Genomic DNA, 16,119 nt, shown 5'->3' with positions numbered 1-16,119 from the left:
GGTCGTGCCCGTGCGCCCCACCGCCCCACCGGTCCTCGCTTCCCCGCTGCTCGCCCTCGCCCTCGTCCTCACCGCCTGCGGCGGCGGCTCCGGCGCGGGCGACCCCGACACCGTCGAGGTGGTCTACAACCGCTCGACCGACAACAACATCCGTTTCAAGGACGCCTTCCTCGAGTCCGTGAAGAAACAGTTCGAGAAGGCGCACCCCGGCAAGACGGTCAAGCTCGTCCCGGTCCAGGCCCCGGACAACGACTACGCCACCAAGGCGCAGCAGATGATGCGCTCCCCCAGGACCGCGCCCGACCTGGTCTACGAGGACACCTTCCGCATCAACTCCGACATCGAGGCCGGGTACCTGAGGCCCCTCGACGACTACGTCGCCGAGTGGGACGCCTGGGACCAGTTCGTCCCCACGGCGCGGGAGGCCGCCAGGGCCGAGGACGGCAGGACCTACGGCATCCCGGACGGGACCGACACCCGCGGCCTCTGGTTCAACAAGAAGATCTTCGCCGAGGCGGGTCTGCCCACCGACTGGCGGCCGAGGAACTGGGACGAGGTCCTCGACGCCGCGCGCACGGTCAAGCGCGAGGTTCCCGGCGTCATCCCGCTCAACGTCTACACCGGCAAGGGCCCCGGCGAGGCCGCTGTGATGCAGGGATTCGAGATGCTGCTGTACGGCACGGGCGAGGACCCCCTGTACGACCCGGCCGCCAGGAAGTGGGTCGCGGGCGGCAAGGGCTTCCGGGACGCCCTCGGGTTCGTGCGGACCGTGTACGCGGAGAAGCTCGGCCCCGACGTGTCCGACGCACTCGACCCCAACATCGGTACCCGCGTCGCCACCGAGTTCTTCCCGGAGGGCAGGCTCGCCATCTCCCTCGACGGCTCGTGGATGGGCCAGAACTGGATCAACGAGGGACCGAAGGAGTGGCCGGCCTGGAAGACGGATCTGGCGCAGGCCCCGATGCCGACCCAGCACGGTCAGGCCCCGGGCAGGGTCTCCATGTCCGGCGGCTGGACGTGGGCCATTCCGCAGAAGGCCGGAAACCCCGATCTGGCCTGGGAGTTCGTCAAGACGCTGCAGTCGCGGGAGAACGCCGTGCGCTGGGACGTCGTCGGCGCCCAGATCGCGGTGCGCAAGGACGTGGCGGCGGACCGGCGGTACCTCTCGTCCATGCCGGGCATCAGGTTCTTCACCCAGCTCGTCCCCTACACCCACTACCGGCCGGCGCTGCCGGTGTACCCCCAGGTGTCCTCGGCCATCGGCGAGGCCATGGAGAAGGTGACGACGGGTGACGCCTCGCCCGAGGCGGCGGCGAAGGCGTACGACGAGCAGCTGGGAGCCATCACCGACGGCGCGGTCGTGCGCAGGTGAGCCGCGGTGCTCGCGGTGCCGGGGCGTGGCGGTGGCTGCCGCTCGCCCCGGCCACGGTCCTCCTGCTGCTGTTCCTCGCCGGCCCGATCGGCTACTGCGTGTGGATCGCCTTCACCGACGCCCAGCTGACCGGGGCGTCCGGGACGGACTTCGTCGGCCTGGACAACTTCCGCCGCGCCTTCGCCGACGAGGACTTCCGCAACGCGGTGTGGCTCACGCTGGTCTTCACGGTGGTCTCGGCGGTCCTCGGGCAGAACACCCTGGGGCTGGTGCTCGCCGGGCTGATGCGGGCCTCGTCCCGGCCGGTGCGCACGCTCACGGGAGCGCTCGTCGTCACGGCCTGGGTGCTCCCGGAGATCGTCGCCGCGTTCCTGCTGTACGCGTTCTTCCGCCGCGAGGGCACGCTCAACGCGGTGCTGGACTGGCTGCATCTGCCGTCCCAGAACTGGCTGTTCACCCTGCCGGTCCTCGCCGTGTCGTTCGCCAACGTCTGGCGCGGAACGGCGTTCTCGATGCTCGTGTACTCGGCGGCGCTCGCGGAGATCCCGCGGGACGTCACCGAGGCGGCCGCCGTCGACGGTGCGGACGGGCTCCACCGGCTGCGGTACATCACCCTGCCGTTGCTCCGCCGCTCCATCGGGACCACGCTGATGCTCAACACCCTCTCCACGCTCTCCGTCTTCGGCCTCATCTGGGCCATGACGCGCGGGGGGCCGGGCAACCGCAGCCAGACGCTGCCGGTGTTCATGTACGACCAGGCGTTCCTGAAGAGCCTGATCGGGTACGGCACGGCGGTGGCGCTGCTGCTGCTCCTGGTGGGCTCGCTCTTCTCGGCCGTGTACCTGCGGCTGCTGAAGGTGGAGGTGTGATGGCGCCGCACGTACGTCGCGCGACACGGCGCAGGCTCGCCGCGGACGCCGCGCTGCTGCTCACCGCGGCGGGGTTCGCACTCCCGCTGCTCTGGCTGGTGCTGGCGTCGGTGGACGCCGACGCGGATCTGCGGGTGCGGCTGCCCGGTCCGGTCACGGCCGGGCACTTCGACGCCGTGCTGACGGACGAGATCACCTTCACACCGATGCTCAACAGTGTGCTGCTGTGCGGCGGCGCGACCCTGGTCACGGTCGTGTGCGCGGCGCTCGCCGCGTATCCGCTGTCGCGCCACCGGTCGCGGTTCAACCGCCCGTTCCTGCTGACGATCCTCTTCACCACGTGTCTGCCGATCACGGCCGTGATGGTGCCGGTGTACGGGCTGTTCGTGCAGGTCGAGCTGATCGACACGATGCACGGGACGGCGCTGTTCCTGGCCACCTCCCAACTCCCTTTCGCCGTCTGGCTGATGAAGAACTTCATGGACGGTGTGCCGCGGGTGCTGGAGGAGGCGGCCTGGACGGACGGGGCGTCGACGGCGCAGACCCTCACCCGGGTGGTGCTGCCGCTGATGGGCCCGGGGGTCGCGGTCGTGATGATCTACACCTTCATCATGCTCTGGGGGAACTTCTTCGTCCCGTTCATGCTGCTGCTCTCCCCCGAGCAGCTCCCCGCGTCCGTCTCGGTCTTCACGCTCTTCGGCAACCACGGCTCCGTGGTCTACGGGCAGTTGGCGGCGTTCTCGATCCTCTACTCGCTGCCGGTGCTGGTGCTGTACGTGCTGATCGCCCGCCGGCTCGGGGGCGGTTTCACGCTGGGCGGGGCGGTGAAGGGGTGATCCGCGGCGGCCGATGGGGGGCGGGCGGTGATCGACCCGGTGTCCTGCCCGCGGGTAGGCTGCGGTGGCCCGCGTGACGCGCGTAGCGCCGTTGCCCTCGTGGGAACGGAGGACCACCGCCGGACCGCCCGCTGGACCTTCCTACGGAATCCCACCTTGGGCAAACGCACCGTGGCCGGAAATGACTCTCCGCTTCTACGGTGTGCCCGTGCACTCCACCCCGCCTTTCAACGCTCCCGCCGCCCGCCGACTGCGCGAGGGCCTGGGGATGGCGCCGGGCCATGTCGCCTACGGACTCCAGGCCCAGTACGGACTCCGGGTCACCCCGGACACCGTGGTCGCCTGGGAGCGGGGCCTCCTGGCGCCGGACTCCCGGGAACTGACCGCGCTCGCGGGAGTGCTGTGGTGTTCGCCCGGCGAGCTGCTCGGCCGTCCGCAGAGCCTGCGCGAGCACCGCATCGCCCGCGCCCTGGGGGCCGACGAACTGGCCCGGCGGGTGGGGATGGACCCGTCCGTGTACCGGCGCGTGGAGGAGGGCGACCGCTGGCGCGGCAACGCGCGCCAGACGGCCGCGCTCGCCGAGGCGCTGTCCCTGACCCCGCGCGAGCTGCTGATCGCGACCGGCCGCGCCGAGGAACTGGCGGAGCTGCTGCGCAGCGCGGCGACCACCCGCTGGCAGGCGTACGTGCGCCCGGTGGCGAGGATGCTGCCGCTCCCCGTACGGCAGCTGGAGGGTGCGCTGCAGCGGTTGCACACGGACTACCACGCGCGGATGGCGGCCACCTCCAGCTGGGGTGCCTCGGCCGGCTCCGGGGAGTCGGGCAGGGAATTCCTCGACGGGATCGTCGAGCACTTCTGGGCACTCACTCCCGGCCAGGCGTGATCCCGGGCCCGAAATCCCCTCCCGACATTACGTAGTTACCAGAGGGTAGATAGAACGCTTCATTCCGTCCATCGTTGAACGCGAACATGCCAAGGCCCTCCGGTTCTCCCCGGCCGAAGGGCGTCCACCGGACCTCCTCAGGAGCGAACCCCCCATGCATGTACGCAGATGGACCACCCGCGCCGCGGTCCCGGCCGCCGCACTGGCCCTCGCCGCGACCATGACGGCCACGGCCTCGGCCGCGACCGTGAGCGCTGCGCCGAAGGCCGCCTCCGCGGCCGCCCCCGCGCACGCACCGCAGCCGACGGACATCACCGCCGCCGGGCTGGCCGGAATCGACTACGCGACCTGGCAGCGGGATGTCACGGCGGCCCTCGCCACCGCCCGCCCCTACATCGAGCAGCGCACGGCCGGCGCGTCCGGGCAGCGTCTGGCCATGGTGCTGGACATCGACAACACCTCGCTGGAGACGGACTTCCACTACTTCTGGGAGTACCCGACGCCCGCCGTCAGGCAGGTGCTGGACCTCGTGCGCTACGCCGACTCCCGCGGGGTCGACATCTTCTTCGTCACCGCCCGGCCCGACATCATCGAGTCGCTGACGTCGTACAACCTCAAGAAGGCCGGGTACCCGGTCGACGGTCTGTACGTGCGCAGCCTGCCGGACCTGTTCGACGAGGTCAGCGCCTACAAGACCGGCAAGCGCGCGGAGATCGAGGCCAAGGGCTACACGATCGTCGCCAATGTCGGCAACCGGCCCAGCGACCTCGTCGGCGGCCACGCCGAGCGCACGTTCAAGCTGCCCGACTACGACGGCAAGCTGTCCTGACGCGGTCCGCGCCGCCCGCGCGGGTTCCCTCCGTCCGCCGGCCCGGGTCGCACCGCACCCGGACCGGCGGACGGACCCGCTCCGCGTGCGAGGCGGGTCAGAAGACCGACTCGGCCTCGCGGACCCGGTCCTCCGGCACCGTCTTCAGCCGGGTCACCGCCTCCGCGAGCGGCACGGTGATCACCTCGGTGCCGCGCAGGGCGGTCATCCTCCCGAACTCGCCGCGGTGCACGGCCTCCACCGCGTGCCAGCCGAAGCGGTTGGCGAGCACCCGGTCGTAGGCGGTGGGCGTGCCGCCGCGCTGCACGTGGCCGAGGATGACCGGCCGGGCCTCCTTGCCCATCCGCCGCTCCAGCTCGGCGGCCAGCCGGGTGCCGATGCCGGTGAACCGCTCGTGCCCGTACTGGTCGATCTCGCCCTTCTTGTACTCCATGGAGCCCTCGGCCGGGTGCGCTCCCTCGGCGACGCAGATGACGGCGAACTTCTTGCCCCGGGCGAAGCGTTCCTCGACCATCTTCACCAGGTCCTCGACCAGGAAGGGACGCTCGGGCAGGCAGATGCCGTGCGCGCCGCTGGCCATGCCGGACTCCAGCGCGATCCAGCCCGCGTGCCGGCCCATGACCTCCACGACCATGACCCGCTGGTGGGACTCCGCCGTGGTCTTGAGCCGGTCGATGGCCTCCGTGGCCACCATGACGGCGGTGTCGAAGCCGAAGGTGCGGTCCGTGGAGGAGATGTCGTTGTCGATGGTCTTCGGGACGCCGACGACGGGCATCCCGGCGTCCGACAGCATCCGCGCGGCGGTGAGCGTACCCTCGCCGCCCACCGGGATGAGGGCGTCCAGGCCGTGCTTCCGGGCCAACTCGGCACCGTTCTCGGCGGCTTCGCGGAGCCGGGAGCGTTCCAGCCGGGCCGAGCCGAGGATCGTGCCGCCGCGGGCGAGGATGCCGCTCACGGCGTTGAGGTCCAGGGTGCGGTAGTGGCCCTCGAGCAGCCCCTTGAACCCGTCCTCGAATCCGATGACTTCGTCCCCGTAACCGGTCAGCGCACGGTGCACGACCGACCGGATCACTGCGTTGAGGCCGGGGCAGTCGCCGCCTGCGGTCAGAATTCCGATGCGCATCGTGCGTGTCTCCTGCTCGCTCGTGGTACCGGTGAGCCTCATTCCGATTCTCACACGCAGGGCCGGGTGCACGCCGGTCCGGCAGCCCTCCCGTCAGCCCCGACCCGGCGGGCGCTTAACCCAGCCGTAGAGGTATTGTCAAGGGGATATTGCCACCCTATCGAGTTTTCTTGAGCCCCCGAGCGCACCCAGGACCCCGCGCTCGGCCACAGCCCAGCAGGACAGGAGAGCACCGCGTGACGCGCAGCGTGTACGTGACCGGGATCGACCGCGGGGACGGCCGCCAGGTGGTGGACCTGGGAGTCATGGAGCTCCTGACCCGCCAGGTGGACCGTGTGGGGGTGTTCCGGCCCCTTGTGCACGACGGACCCGATCGCCTGTTCGATCTGCTGCGTGTGCGCTACCGGCTCTCCCAGGACCCCGCGACCGCGTACGGCATGGACTACCACGAGGCGGCCGCGCTGCAGGCCGAGAAGGGCACCGACGAGCTGGTGTCCCGGCTGGTCGACCGCTTCCACGAGGTGGCCCGCGACTACGAGGTCGTCCTCGTCCTGGGCACCGACTTCCGCGCCACCCAGCTCCCCGACGAGCTGGCGCTCAACGCCCGGCTGGCCAACGAGTTCGGCGCCTCGGTGATACCCGTGGTCGGCGGCAAGGGCCAGACCGCCGAGTCGGTACGCGCGGAGGCCCGCAACGCCCACCGCGCCTACGAGGTGCTGGGCTGCGACGTCCTCGCGATGATCGTGAACCGGGTGGCGGCCGAGGACCGCGACGCGATCGCCGAGCGGCTCACGGCCCGGCTCCCCGTCCCCTGCTACGTCCTGCCGGACGAGCCGGCCCTGGCCGCGCCCACGGTCGCCCAGGTCAGCCAGGCCCTGGGGGCCACCGTGCTGCTCGGCGACGACTCCGGGCTCGCCCGTGACGCGCTCGACTTCGTCTTCGGCGGCGCGATGCTCCCGAACGTGCTGAACGCCCTGAAGCCCGGCTGCATGCTGGTCACCCCCGGGGACCGCGCCGACCTGGTGGTGGGCGCCCTGGCGGCCCACTCCGCGGGCACCCCGCCCATCGCTGGTCTGCTGCTGACCCTCGACGAGCGCCCCGGGGACTCGATCCTCACCCTGGCGTCCCGGCTGGCCCCCGGCACCCCGGTCATCTCGGTGCCCGGCGGCTCCTGGCCCACCGCCGCCGAACTGTTCTCGCTGGAAGGCAAGTTGAACGCCGCCACCCCGCGCAAGGCGGAGACGGCACTGGGGCTCTTCGAGCGCCATGTCGACACCGCGGGCCTGCTCGCGCGGCTGGAGGTCGCCCGTACGGGACGGGTCACCCCCATGATGTTCGAGCACGACCTGCTGGAGCAGGCCCGTGCCGACCGCCGCCGTGTGGTGCTGCCCGAGGGCACCGAGGAGCGCGTGCTGCGCGCCGCGGACGTGCTGGTGCGCCGCGACGTCTGCGACCTGACGCTGCTCGGTGACACCGACGTCATCCGCAAGAAGGCCGCCGACCTCGGCATCGACCTGGGCGACGTCCGGCTGATCGACCCCGCGACCTCCGAGCTGCGGCCGCGCTTCGCCGAGCTGTACGCGCAGATGCGGGCCCACAAGGGCGTCACGGTGGAACTCGCCCACGACGTCGTCTCCGACGTCAACTACTTCGGCACGCTGATGGTCCAGGAGGGCCTGGCCGACGGCATGGTGTCCGGCTCGGTCCACTCCACCGCCGCCACGATCCGCCCCGCCTTCGAGATCATCAAGACGAAGCCCGGGGCGTCGATCGTCTCGTCCGTGTTCTTCATGTGCCTGGCCGACAAGGTGCTCGTGTACGGCGACTGCGCGGTCAATCCGGACCCGGACGCCGAGCAGCTCGCGGACATCGCGGTGCAGTCGGCGGCCACGGCCGCCCGCTTCGGCGTCGAGCCGCGGATCGCGATGCTGTCGTACTCCACCGGTACCTCCGGCTCCGGCGCCGACGTGGACAAGGTACGGGAAGCGACCAAACTCGTGCGCGAGCGCCATCCCGGACTCAGGATCGAGGGTCCGATCCAGTACGACGCCGCCGTCGAGCCGTCGGTCGCCGCGACCAAGCTGCCGGACTCCGAGGTCGCGGGCCAGGCGACCGTCCTGATCTTCCCCGACCTCAACACCGGCAACAACACCTACAAGGCCGTGCAGCGTTCGGCCGGCGCGGTCGCGGTGGGCCCGGTGCTCCAGGGCCTGCGCAAGCCGGTCAACGACCTCTCGCGCGGCGCGCTCGTCAGCGACATCGTCAACACGGTCGCGATCACCGCGATCCAGTCCCAGATCCAGGAGTCCACCGCATGACCGGTTCCGCCACCGCCACTCGTGTTCTGGTCCTCAACTCCGGCTCCTCGTCGGTGAAGTACCAGCTGCTCGACATGGAGGACGGCACCCGGCCGGCCGTCGGTCTCGTCGAGCGGATCGGGGAGGAGACCTCCCGGGTGGTGCACACCGGGCCGGCCGGCGCCGGGAAGCGCGAGCGCACCGGCCCGATCCCGGACCACGCCGCCGCGCTGAAGGCGGTCGCCGACGAACTGGCGCACGACGGACTGGGCCTGGACTCCCCCGAGCTGGCGGCGATCGGCCACCGGGTGGTGCACGGAGGGCTGAAGTTCTCCGCCCCCACCCTGATCACCGACGAGGTCCTGGCGGAGATCGAGCGCCTGGTCCCGGTGGCGCCGCTGCACAACCCGGCCAACATCACCGGCATCCGCACGGCCCGGGCGCTCCGCCCCGACCTGCCCCAGGTCGCCGTCTTCGACACCGCGTTCCACACGACCATGCCGGAGTACGCGGCGCGCTACGCGATCGACGTGGAGACGGCGGACGCGCACCGGATCCGCCGCTACGGCTTCCACGGCACCTCGCACGCGTACGTGTCGCGCCGGGCCGCCGCGCTCCTGGGCAAGGATCCGGAGGAGGTGAACGTGATCGTGCTGCACCTGGGCAACGGCGCGTCGGCGTCCGCGGTCCGGGGCGGGCGCTGCGTGGACACGTCGATGGGGCTGACCCCCTTGGAGGGGCTGGTGATGGGTACCCGCTCCGGTGACATCGACCCGGCGGTCACGTTCCACCTCAAGCGGGTGGCCGGGATGTCCGAGGACGACGTCGACGTGCTGCTCAACAAGAGGAGCGGCCTGGTCGGCCTGTGCGGTGACAACGACATGCGGGAGATCCGGCGGCGGATCGAGGAGGGGGACGAGAGCGCCCGGCTCGCCTTCGAGATCTACGTCCACCGGCTGAAGAAGTACATCGGTGCCTACTACGCGGTGCTCGGACGGGTGGACGCGGTGGTTTTCACGGCGGGGGTGGGCGAGAACTCCGCCCCCGTGCGCGAGGCTGCCGTCGCCGGCCTGGAGGAGCTGGGGCTCGTGGTGGACGCGGACCTCAACGCCGTACGGTCGGACGTGCCGCGGCTCGTCTCGCCCGACCACGCACGGGTGGCGGTCGCCGTGGTGCCGACCGACGAGGAACTGGAGATCGCCCGGCAGACCTTCGCGCTGGTCGGCGCGGGCCGTGAGGGTCGCGGCCGAGCGGAGTGAGAAAGAGCAACGCCTGAGCGGCCGGGTGCCCATTTGTACATTCCACCAGACGGAATATTCCGCGTAGAAACAAACCGATAGGATCCGCCTCATGCGCCGTTCCAAAATCGTCTGCACACTGGGCCCAGCCGTCGACTCCTACGAGCAGCTGAAAGCGCTCATCGAGGCCGGCATGAACGTGGCCCGTTTCAACATGAGCCACGGGACCCACGCGGAGCACCAGGAGCGGTACGACCGTCTCCGCCGCGCGACGGCGGAGACCGGCCGCGCCGTGGGCGTGCTCGCCGACCTCCAGGGCCCGAAGATCCGTCTGGAGACCTTCGCCGAGGGACCGGTCGAGCTGGTCCGCGGTGACGAGTTCACGATCACCACCGAGGACGTGCCGGGTGACAAGTCGATCTGCGGCACGACGTACAAGGGCCTGCCCGGCGACGTCTCCAAGGGCGACCAGATCCTGATCAACGACGGCAACGTCGAGCTGCGCGCGGTCGAGATCGAGGGACCGAGGGTGAAGACCGTCGTCATCGAGGGCGGCGTCATCTCCGACCACAAGGGCATCAACCTGCCCGGTGCGGCCGTGAACGTCCCCGCCCTGTCGGAGAAGGACGTCGAGGACCTCCGCTTCGCGCTGCGCATGGGCTGCGACCTGGTCGCGCTCTCCTTCGTGCGGGACGCCGGCGACGTCAAGGACGTCCACAAGGTGATGGACGAGGAGGGCCGCCGGGTCCCCGTCATCGCCAAGGTGGAGAAGCCCCAGGCCGTCGAGAACATGGCGGACGTCGTCATGGCCTTCGACGGTGTGATGGTGGCGCGCGGCGACCTGGCCGTCGAGTACCCGCTGGAGCGGGTCCCGATGGTGCAGAAGCGGCTGATCGAGCTGTGCCGGCGCAACGCCAAGCCGGTGATCGTCGCGACCCAGATGATGGAGTCGATGATCACCAACTCCCGCCCGACCCGCGCCGAGGCGTCCGACGTCGCCAACGCGATCCTGGACGGCGCGGACGCGGTCATGCTCTCGGCCGAGTCCTCGGTGGGCGCGTACCCGATCGAGACCGTCAAGACGATGTCCAAGATCGTCAGCGCGGCGGAGGAGGAGCTCCTCTCCAAGGGCCTGCAGCCCCTGGTCCCGGGCAAGAAGCCGCGCACCCAGGGCGGTTCGGTCGCCCGCGCCGCCGCCGAGATCGCCGACTTCCTCGGCGGCAAGGCACTGGTCGCCTTCACCAAGTCCGGCGACACCGCCCGCCGACTCTCCCGCTACCGCGCCGAGCAGCCGATCCTCGCCTTCACCACGGACGACTCCACCCGCAACCAGCTCACCCTGAGCTGGGGCGTCGAGCCCTTCATCGCCCCGTTCGTGGAGACCACCGACGCGATGGTCGACCTCGTGGACGCGGCGCTGCTGAAGCTCCAGCGCTACAGCGAGGGCGACGTCATGATCATCACCGCGGGTTCTCCTCCGGGCATCCCCGGCACGACGAACATGGTCCGCGTGCACCACCTGGGCGGCGACAAGCACCCGTCCTGACCGGACCTGCCCGCTCGCGCCTGTGGGCCGCACCCCTCGAGGGGTGCGGCCCGCAGGCGCTTCTGCAGACCGCACACGCCCCGGTGGCTGGATGGGCATCCGGAAAGCATGAGTGGTACAGGAACACCGTACCGCCATTGCGGTACGGTGTTCCTGTACCACTGCCGAAGGAGGAGCGACGTGGCCATCTCCGCCAGCGAGGCCCGCGCCAAGCTGTTCCCACTGATCCAGCAGGTCAACGACGACCACGAACCCGTGGAGATCGCCTCCAAGGGCGGCAATGCCGTCCTGATGTCCGCCGACGACTACCGTTCCTGGCAGGAGACCGTCTACCTCCTGCGCTCCCCCGCCAATGCCGCGCGCCTCATGGCCGCCGTCGCCGCGGACAAGGCGACCGAGACCCCCGTGATCGAGAAGACCATGGAGGAGCTCGACGCCATGCTGGAGGACGAAGAGTGAGGGACGTACGGTTCCGGCCCACGGGCTGGGAGGACTACCTCTACTGGCAGACCACCAACAAGCAGTTGGCGAAGAAGATCAACAGGCTGATCAGCGAGATCCAGCGGGACCCCTTCACCGGAATCGGCAAGCCTGAACCGCTGAAGGGCGATCTGTCGGGGTACTGGTCCCGTCGCATCGACGACGAGCACCGCCTCGTCTACCGAGCCGACGACAAGCAGGTCGTCATCATCAAGGCCCGCTACCACTACTGAACCGTCGGCGGAGTGGTCGCCCCGGTCCCTGGCCTCCTGCCGCTGCCGTGTCAGAGCGGTGCACACGGCAAAGCCTGGGGGCGACAGCGGAGATATCAGCGGGAGTGCCGATTGCACCCGGAGGGCCCACCCGCCGCACGGTGTGCTGCGGCTTGCGCGGAGCCTTAGATCAGCCCTCAGCCAGGCGTCGACGGTCTTCATGTACGGCTCCATCCGAGGTGACGTCCGCACCGGCCGGCGGCGCAGGGTGGGGACCGGCGAGAGAGTGCCTCCCGTACGAGGCGGCGGTGAACGCCGTACCTCTTCGACAGAGCGCGTATCGACAGTTGCTGCCAGCTGTCCCGCCGGGTCCGGTCAAACAGCTCCTGTTTTGACAAAGACATAGACAGCACCGCCCCTGCCAGAGACCACGGGAACCGTCTCACTGCAAGAACCGGGGTGGGGCACTTCGCCCCGTCACCACCCCTCAATACACCCGTGCGACCCTCCAACCGGGGCCGCTGGAAGCCAACACGCCGGGGCCACTGAACAACGTCAGAGCCACCCCCGTGCGGTAGTTCCGCGTCCCGGGACCCTCCCGATGTGTCGCGGAGCCCGGATAGCGCGATCCGGTCGGTGTGTTCTCGTCGAGACCAGGCAGCGCACCAACACGCCCTCGCGGCATAGAGATCGAGGGTCCAACGTCACGGGGAAACGGCGGTCGACGAGAGGGAAACGGGAGGCCTCAGCGGCGGAAGCCCCCCGGGGTCAGTGCCGACCGTGCCGAGGCGGAGTTCCTCAAGGAGCAGGAGGAAGCCCGCAAGGCCGCGATGGCGGGCCCCAAGCCCGAAACGGGGCCGGACCTCACCCAGGACGAGCAAGCCCTGCTCCTCGCCCACTGCGGCCAGTCCTGTGTGGAGGAGTTCCGCAAGGCCAAGCAGCTCCTGGCCATGGACGTCATCGACTGGGTCATCGCCAACGGCGGCCAGATCCTCCTCGACGAGCTGGGCTACACCGACGCGAAGAAGTGCTTCGCCCAGCGCGACGTCGAGAGCTGCCTGTGGACGCTGGTCAACGTCATCCTCGTCGGCGCGGCCGTCACCAAGATCCCGGCCGTCGCCAAGGCGATCTACCGGGTCAGCAGCGGCATCCACTCCTTCTGGGAGGGCCTGGACAAGGCTAAGGACACCCTGGACCGGCTGCGCACGGTCCTGGACCGCGTCAAGAAGGGCCAGAGCGCCGTAGCGTGCCTCGTTCCGATCGCTGAAGGTGCCGCCGCCCGGCGGGCCGCGTTCCACGGTGCCTCTGCGAAGGCCGGGGAGTTCACCGTCGCGTCGTCCGGCAAGGCCCCCGCTGCCGCCTCCGCCGGGAAGCCGAAGATCTGCGTGACCCTCGGCGCTCGGCAAGAACAGCAGGCTCGCCAAGCTCGCCGAGAAATCCACGAAGAACCAGGCCGTACAGCGCGAGATGAACCAGCTCATCAATAAGCTCATGGACGGCAACGACCAGCCGGGCAGGGGTTCCAGGGCGCTGTCACACGGCATCCGGTACCTTCGAGGCGACGCTGGGGCACGGCTCTTCTTCCGCGAGGTCGACGGCGGCTTCGAGATCATCGGTAAGTCGGACAAGCCGAACGAGCCGAACGTCATCAAGGAGCTGCTGAAGATCTATGGCTCATGAGCCGCTGGTTACGGTGGAGACGGCCGATTTCTCCGTCACCTATGTACTCGCCCTGGATGACGACGCCGACACCGTCGAGGACGTCGACGTGGTCATCCGCGCTCGTGACGGCAATGGGTGGACCGCGACGTGCATGACCCCTCGGAAGATCGCCGAGGTGATGGACAACCGGTCCACCACCGTCGGGTACGCCGACGGGCTGTACCTGCGGATCCCTGACCTCGTGATCGTCCGTGAAGGCGGTCTGGACGCCATGACCAGAGCCTTGGTCGACCTCTTCGCCAAGTACGGCATGGACACGAACGTCCTACCGCAGTTCGACGACGAGGAGGACGAGGACCACTGACCCCGGGCACCCGCCCACCGGGCCCCGGCGGAAGGCACCACCTTCCGCCGGGGCCTCGGCACAGCCGGGCACGTGCCGTGTCACAGGGCCGCGAATCGGGCTCAGCCTGCCGGCCCCTCGATCCGGGGCCCGAACGCTTCCAACGCTCGGCGAGTACGAGCGCGGTCCGGCCCGGGGCCGGTCACGCCGATACCGTCGGGCGCCTCCGCCGTCTCGTCGGCCGACCGTCGTCGATAGTGGCTGCGCCGAACTGTTGCTTGGTGGTAGGCGAGGAAGGCACCGACCCGGGGGTGCCCGGCGGTGCCGGGGTCCTGCCGCTGGACGCCCGCCGAAGCCCGGCCCTTCTTCACGAAGCCGGTCTCGTCCACGATCAGCACACCGTTGTCGGGCCGAGGTGATCGACGTCGTAGGCGTCACGCCGGTGGTCCCGCACCATCGACGGGCTGCTGAACGACTGCGGGCCGCACCCCCGCAAGGGTGCGGCCCGCAGTCTCTTTCCGCGGCTCCCGGAAGATCAGCCGGCGTTCCCGCCGGTGAAGTAGTTGTGCAGGCCGGGCACGGACAGCGTGCCGCCGAACTGGCCGGCCTGGGTCACCTTGACGTCGGTGAACATCGCGAACGGGACGTTCAGCGGCGGCGGGGTCTTCGGGCTGAAGGTGACCGGGATGATGCCGAAGAGGTTGCCCTTCAGCTCCTCCGTGTACATGGTCACCGTGCCGTTGCGGATGGTGGAGGTGGAGCCCTGCTGCGCCTTGACGTGGGCCGTGGTGCCGTTGGGGCCCTGCACCAGCTGGTGGAGGTCCTTGATGTCCACGCCCGAGGCGGTGAACTTCAGCACCTTCTTGACCTTGCCGCTGCCGGTCTGCACCTCGACGATGCCCTTGTAGTCGAGGCCCGTCAGGGTCAGCCGGGAGCTCTCCAGCACCCACGGCTCGTCCGGCAGCGCCGGGATGCCCGGCTCCGCCTTGGCGTTGGCGAGTGCCTCCGGATCGGCGGTCGGGCACGGGAAGCGCGGCTTGCCGTCGGCGCCCTCGGGGATGTCCTCGTCCTTGACGGGGTCGAGGCCCTTGACCTTGTCGTCCAGCTCCTCCACCTCGGCGCCGGCCTTCTCGGCGGCGTCCTTGATGGCTTCCTTGGTCTTGTCCGTGGCCTTGTCGGCCTCGTCGGTCACGTCCGAGACCGCGTCCTCCACCGGCTCGGTGGGCTTCGAGGCGGTGTCCTCGGCCGGCTTCGACGGCTCCTCGGCGGGCTCGGCCGACTCGCTCGGGGCCGGGGCGGCCTCCGGCTCCTCGTCGGGTCCGTCGAAGAGGTCCTTGATGGCGTCGCCGACACCCAGCGGGTCGAGCGGGTTCCGGGTCTCGGACTCGCTCGGGGTGGGCGTCGGGGACGGGTCCGCCTGCTCGGGCGGTTCCTCGTCCGTACGGCCGGGCTCGGAGGCGGAGGGGCTCTCGCCGGGCTTCGGCTCGTCGGTCTGCTCGACCTCGGAACCGCTCGGGGACGGCTCGGGCTTGTCCGTCTCCTCCTCGGACGGCTTCGCCGACTCCGAGGCGGAGGGCGACGCCGACTCGCTGGGTTCGTCCGACCGCGTCACACAGGGACCGGGGGCGAACGGGAACTCCTGCTTGTCGTCGGCCAGTGCCAGCTTCGGGGTCAGGCTCATGCCCACGAAGACCGCGGTGGGCATGGCGGCGATGGCCATCGCCTTGCCGGCGGGTATCTGCAGCTTCGTGAACAATCTCTTCCGGGGAGCGGCGTGGCGCGGTCCTCTGGGCGTCTGCCCGTCGGGACCGGAGTCCGCCTCCGGCCGCATCTGATCACCCCGCACTGTTCCTCCCGCCTTCGGCGTGGGCACTGGTCTTCTGCGTGATCGTGCTGTCGCCCACCTGCGGCCCCGGCACCAGCGGCACGTCCGGCCCGTCCGCCGGTGCGGACGATGCCGGAGCCTCCGCCTCCGCGGCCTTGCCCGGTGCCCAGGCGATCGACAGCGCGCCGCCGATCAGGGCGAACAGGAAACCGATGAGGAAGCCGCCGATGTTGGAGACCGGCAGGGAGATCAGTGCCAGCAGGATCGCGGCGACACCGGCGAACACCCGGACGATGTGGTGGAACCACATGGTCAGCCCCAGCGTCACCAGAAGCACGCCGATGATCAGCGAGCCCGCACCCGCCGTCGTGGCCATGGCCAGCGTCATATGGCCGATCTTGAGGCTTGCGTACGGGAAGTAGGCGATCGGAATACCGCCGAGAATGGTCAACAGGCCGGCCCAGAAAGGCCGCTGTCCGCGCCAGTCGCGGAAACGCCGCTTGATGACTCGGAGGAAGTGCTCGTTCTGCTGCCCCGGGGACTCGGCGCTCATGGAAAACAGCTCCCTGGAACCGGTGTTGCTCGAAGAAAGTGTGAGGATCGG

17 protein-coding genes are annotated in these 16,119 nt (G+C 70.0%); 13 read left to right on the top strand and 4 right to left on the bottom strand.

Annotated elements, in window-relative coordinates; translation table 11 throughout:
- Nucleotides 1–10: 10 nt before the first annotated feature.
- The 5 genes from QRN89_RS24220 (at nt 11) to QRN89_RS24200 (ending at nt 4,789) form a co-directional block, all read left to right on the top strand.
- Entirely contained in the window at nt 11–1,372 is a 1,362-nt protein-coding gene (locus QRN89_RS24220; RefSeq protein ID WP_290351486.1) for an ABC transporter substrate-binding protein, read from the top strand.
- Nucleotides 1,369–2,241: a carbohydrate ABC transporter permease gene (locus QRN89_RS24215; protein WP_290351485.1), complete on the top strand. Its 873-nt coding sequence runs from the start codon at nt 1,369–1,371 to the stop codon at nt 2,239–2,241. Before QRN89_RS24220 ends, QRN89_RS24215 begins: the two co-directional genes overlap by 4 nt.
- Nucleotides 2,241–3,077 carry a carbohydrate ABC transporter permease gene (locus tag QRN89_RS24210; RefSeq protein ID WP_290351484.1) on the top strand — a complete coding sequence of 279 codons (837 nt, stop codon included), beginning with the start codon at nt 2,241–2,243 and terminating at the stop codon, nt 3,075–3,077. The genes QRN89_RS24215 and QRN89_RS24210 overlap by 1 nt, the downstream gene beginning before the upstream one ends.
- A gap of 181 nt (nt 3,078–3,258) precedes the next feature.
- Nucleotides 3,259–3,960 carry a helix-turn-helix transcriptional regulator gene (locus tag QRN89_RS24205; RefSeq protein WP_290351483.1) on the top strand — a complete coding sequence of 234 codons (702 nt, stop codon included), beginning with the start codon at nt 3,259–3,261 and terminating at the stop codon, nt 3,958–3,960.
- A 154-nt stretch (nt 3,961–4,114) separates the two neighbouring features.
- Complete coding sequence (locus tag QRN89_RS24200) at nt 4,115–4,789, top strand: HAD family acid phosphatase (RefSeq protein WP_290351482.1); 675 nt, start codon at nt 4,115–4,117, stop codon at nt 4,787–4,789.
- A gap of 97 nt (nt 4,790–4,886) precedes the next feature.
- On the opposite strand, the gene QRN89_RS24195 is transcribed toward QRN89_RS24200, so the two are convergent.
- A complete protein-coding gene (locus QRN89_RS24195; protein ID WP_290351481.1) occupies nt 4,887–5,912 on the bottom strand; it encodes an ATP-dependent 6-phosphofructokinase in 1,026 nt (341 codons plus the stop codon).
- A gap of 236 nt (nt 5,913–6,148) precedes the next feature.
- Here QRN89_RS24195 and pta point away from each other — a divergent pair, with 236 nt between their 5' ends.
- The 8 genes from pta to QRN89_RS24155 all read left to right on the top strand — a co-directional run bounded on the left by pta (nt 6,149) and on the right by QRN89_RS24155 (nt 13,711).
- On the top strand, nt 6,149–8,230 hold the full coding sequence (gene pta, locus QRN89_RS24190; RefSeq protein ID WP_290351480.1) for a phosphate acetyltransferase: 2,082 nt from the start codon (nt 6,149–6,151) through the stop codon (nt 8,228–8,230).
- Nucleotides 8,227–9,468: an acetate kinase gene (locus tag QRN89_RS24185; RefSeq protein ID WP_290351479.1), complete on the top strand. Its 1,242-nt coding sequence runs from the start codon at nt 8,227–8,229 to the stop codon at nt 9,466–9,468. The genes pta and QRN89_RS24185 overlap by 4 nt, the downstream gene beginning before the upstream one ends.
- Nucleotides 9,469–9,559: 91 nt before the next feature.
- On the top strand, nt 9,560–10,993 hold the full coding sequence (gene pyk, locus QRN89_RS24180; RefSeq protein WP_093653405.1) for a pyruvate kinase: 1,434 nt from the start codon (nt 9,560–9,562) through the stop codon (nt 10,991–10,993).
- A gap of 180 nt (nt 10,994–11,173) precedes the next feature.
- Nucleotides 11,174–11,452: a type II toxin-antitoxin system Phd/YefM family antitoxin gene (locus QRN89_RS24175; RefSeq protein ID WP_093653404.1), complete on the top strand. Its 279-nt coding sequence runs from the start codon at nt 11,174–11,176 to the stop codon at nt 11,450–11,452.
- A complete protein-coding gene (locus tag QRN89_RS24170) occupies nt 11,449–11,706 on the top strand; it encodes a Txe/YoeB family addiction module toxin (RefSeq protein WP_093653403.1) in 258 nt (85 codons plus the stop codon). The genes QRN89_RS24175 and QRN89_RS24170 overlap by 4 nt, the downstream gene beginning before the upstream one ends.
- 809 nt (nt 11,707–12,515) lie before the next feature.
- A complete protein-coding gene (locus QRN89_RS24165) occupies nt 12,516–13,172 on the top strand; it encodes a hypothetical protein (RefSeq protein WP_290351478.1) in 657 nt (218 codons plus the stop codon).
- Nucleotides 13,153–13,365, top strand: coding sequence for a hypothetical protein (locus QRN89_RS24160; protein ID WP_290351477.1), 213 nt, complete (start codon nt 13,153–13,155; stop codon nt 13,363–13,365). The genes QRN89_RS24165 and QRN89_RS24160 overlap by 20 nt, the downstream gene beginning before the upstream one ends.
- A complete protein-coding gene (locus QRN89_RS24155) occupies nt 13,355–13,711 on the top strand; it encodes a hypothetical protein (RefSeq protein ID WP_290351476.1) in 357 nt (118 codons plus the stop codon). The genes QRN89_RS24160 and QRN89_RS24155 overlap by 11 nt, the downstream gene beginning before the upstream one ends.
- A 101-nt stretch (nt 13,712–13,812) precedes the next feature.
- Here the strand turns inward: QRN89_RS24155 and QRN89_RS35850 are convergent, their stop codons facing one another.
- The 3 genes from QRN89_RS35850 to QRN89_RS24140 form a co-directional block, all read right to left on the bottom strand.
- Nucleotides 13,813–14,079: a hypothetical protein gene (locus tag QRN89_RS35850; RefSeq protein WP_435833265.1), complete on the bottom strand. Its 267-nt coding sequence runs from the start codon at nt 14,077–14,079 to the stop codon at nt 13,813–13,815.
- A 146-nt stretch (nt 14,080–14,225) separates the two neighbouring features.
- Entirely contained in the window at nt 14,226–15,536 is a 1,311-nt protein-coding gene (locus tag QRN89_RS24145) for a hypothetical protein (protein WP_290351475.1), read from the bottom strand.
- Nucleotides 15,526–16,068, bottom strand: coding sequence for a DUF6114 domain-containing protein (locus QRN89_RS24140; RefSeq protein WP_290351474.1), 543 nt, complete (start codon nt 16,066–16,068; stop codon nt 15,526–15,528). The genes QRN89_RS24145 and QRN89_RS24140 overlap by 11 nt, the downstream gene beginning before the upstream one ends.
- Nucleotides 16,069–16,119: the final 51 nt, after the last annotated feature.

It is taken from the genome of Streptomyces sp. HUAS CB01 (assembly GCF_030406905.1).
Lineage (GTDB): Bacteria > Actinomycetota > Actinomycetes > Streptomycetales > Streptomycetaceae > Streptomyces > Streptomyces chengbuensis.
Note: the sequence above shows the minus strand (reverse complement) of the source record. Positions and strands in the feature narration are given on the sequence as shown.

What these genes read in the sequence shown, in the direction of transcription:
- QRN89_RS24210 (WP_290351484.1), top strand. Translation starts at nt 2,241, where the DNA reads ATGGCGCCGCACGTACGTCGCGCGACACGGCGCAGGCTCGCCGCGGAC.
- QRN89_RS24205 (WP_290351483.1), top strand. Translation starts at nt 3,259, where the DNA reads ATGACTCTCCGCTTCTACGGTGTGCCCGTGCACTCCACCCCGCCTTTC.
- QRN89_RS24200 (WP_290351482.1), top strand. Translation starts at nt 4,115, where the DNA reads ATGCATGTACGCAGATGGACCACCCGCGCCGCGGTCCCGGCCGCCGCA.
- QRN89_RS24195 (WP_290351481.1), bottom strand. Translation starts at nt 5,912, where the DNA reads ATGCGCATCGGAATTCTGACCGCAGGCGGCGACTGCCCCGGCCTCAAC.
- QRN89_RS24185 (WP_290351479.1), top strand. Translation starts at nt 8,227, where the DNA reads ATGACCGGTTCCGCCACCGCCACTCGTGTTCTGGTCCTCAACTCCGGC.
- pyk (WP_093653405.1), top strand. Translation starts at nt 9,560, where the DNA reads ATGCGCCGTTCCAAAATCGTCTGCACACTGGGCCCAGCCGTCGACTCC.
- QRN89_RS24165 (WP_290351478.1), top strand. Translation starts at nt 12,516, where the DNA reads ATGGCGGGCCCCAAGCCCGAAACGGGGCCGGACCTCACCCAGGACGAG.
- QRN89_RS24160 (WP_290351477.1), top strand. Translation starts at nt 13,153, where the DNA reads ATGAACCAGCTCATCAATAAGCTCATGGACGGCAACGACCAGCCGGGC.
- QRN89_RS24155 (WP_290351476.1), top strand. Translation starts at nt 13,355, where the DNA reads ATGGCTCATGAGCCGCTGGTTACGGTGGAGACGGCCGATTTCTCCGTC.
- QRN89_RS24140 (WP_290351474.1), bottom strand. Translation starts at nt 16,068, where the DNA reads ATGAGCGCCGAGTCCCCGGGGCAGCAGAACGAGCACTTCCTCCGAGTC.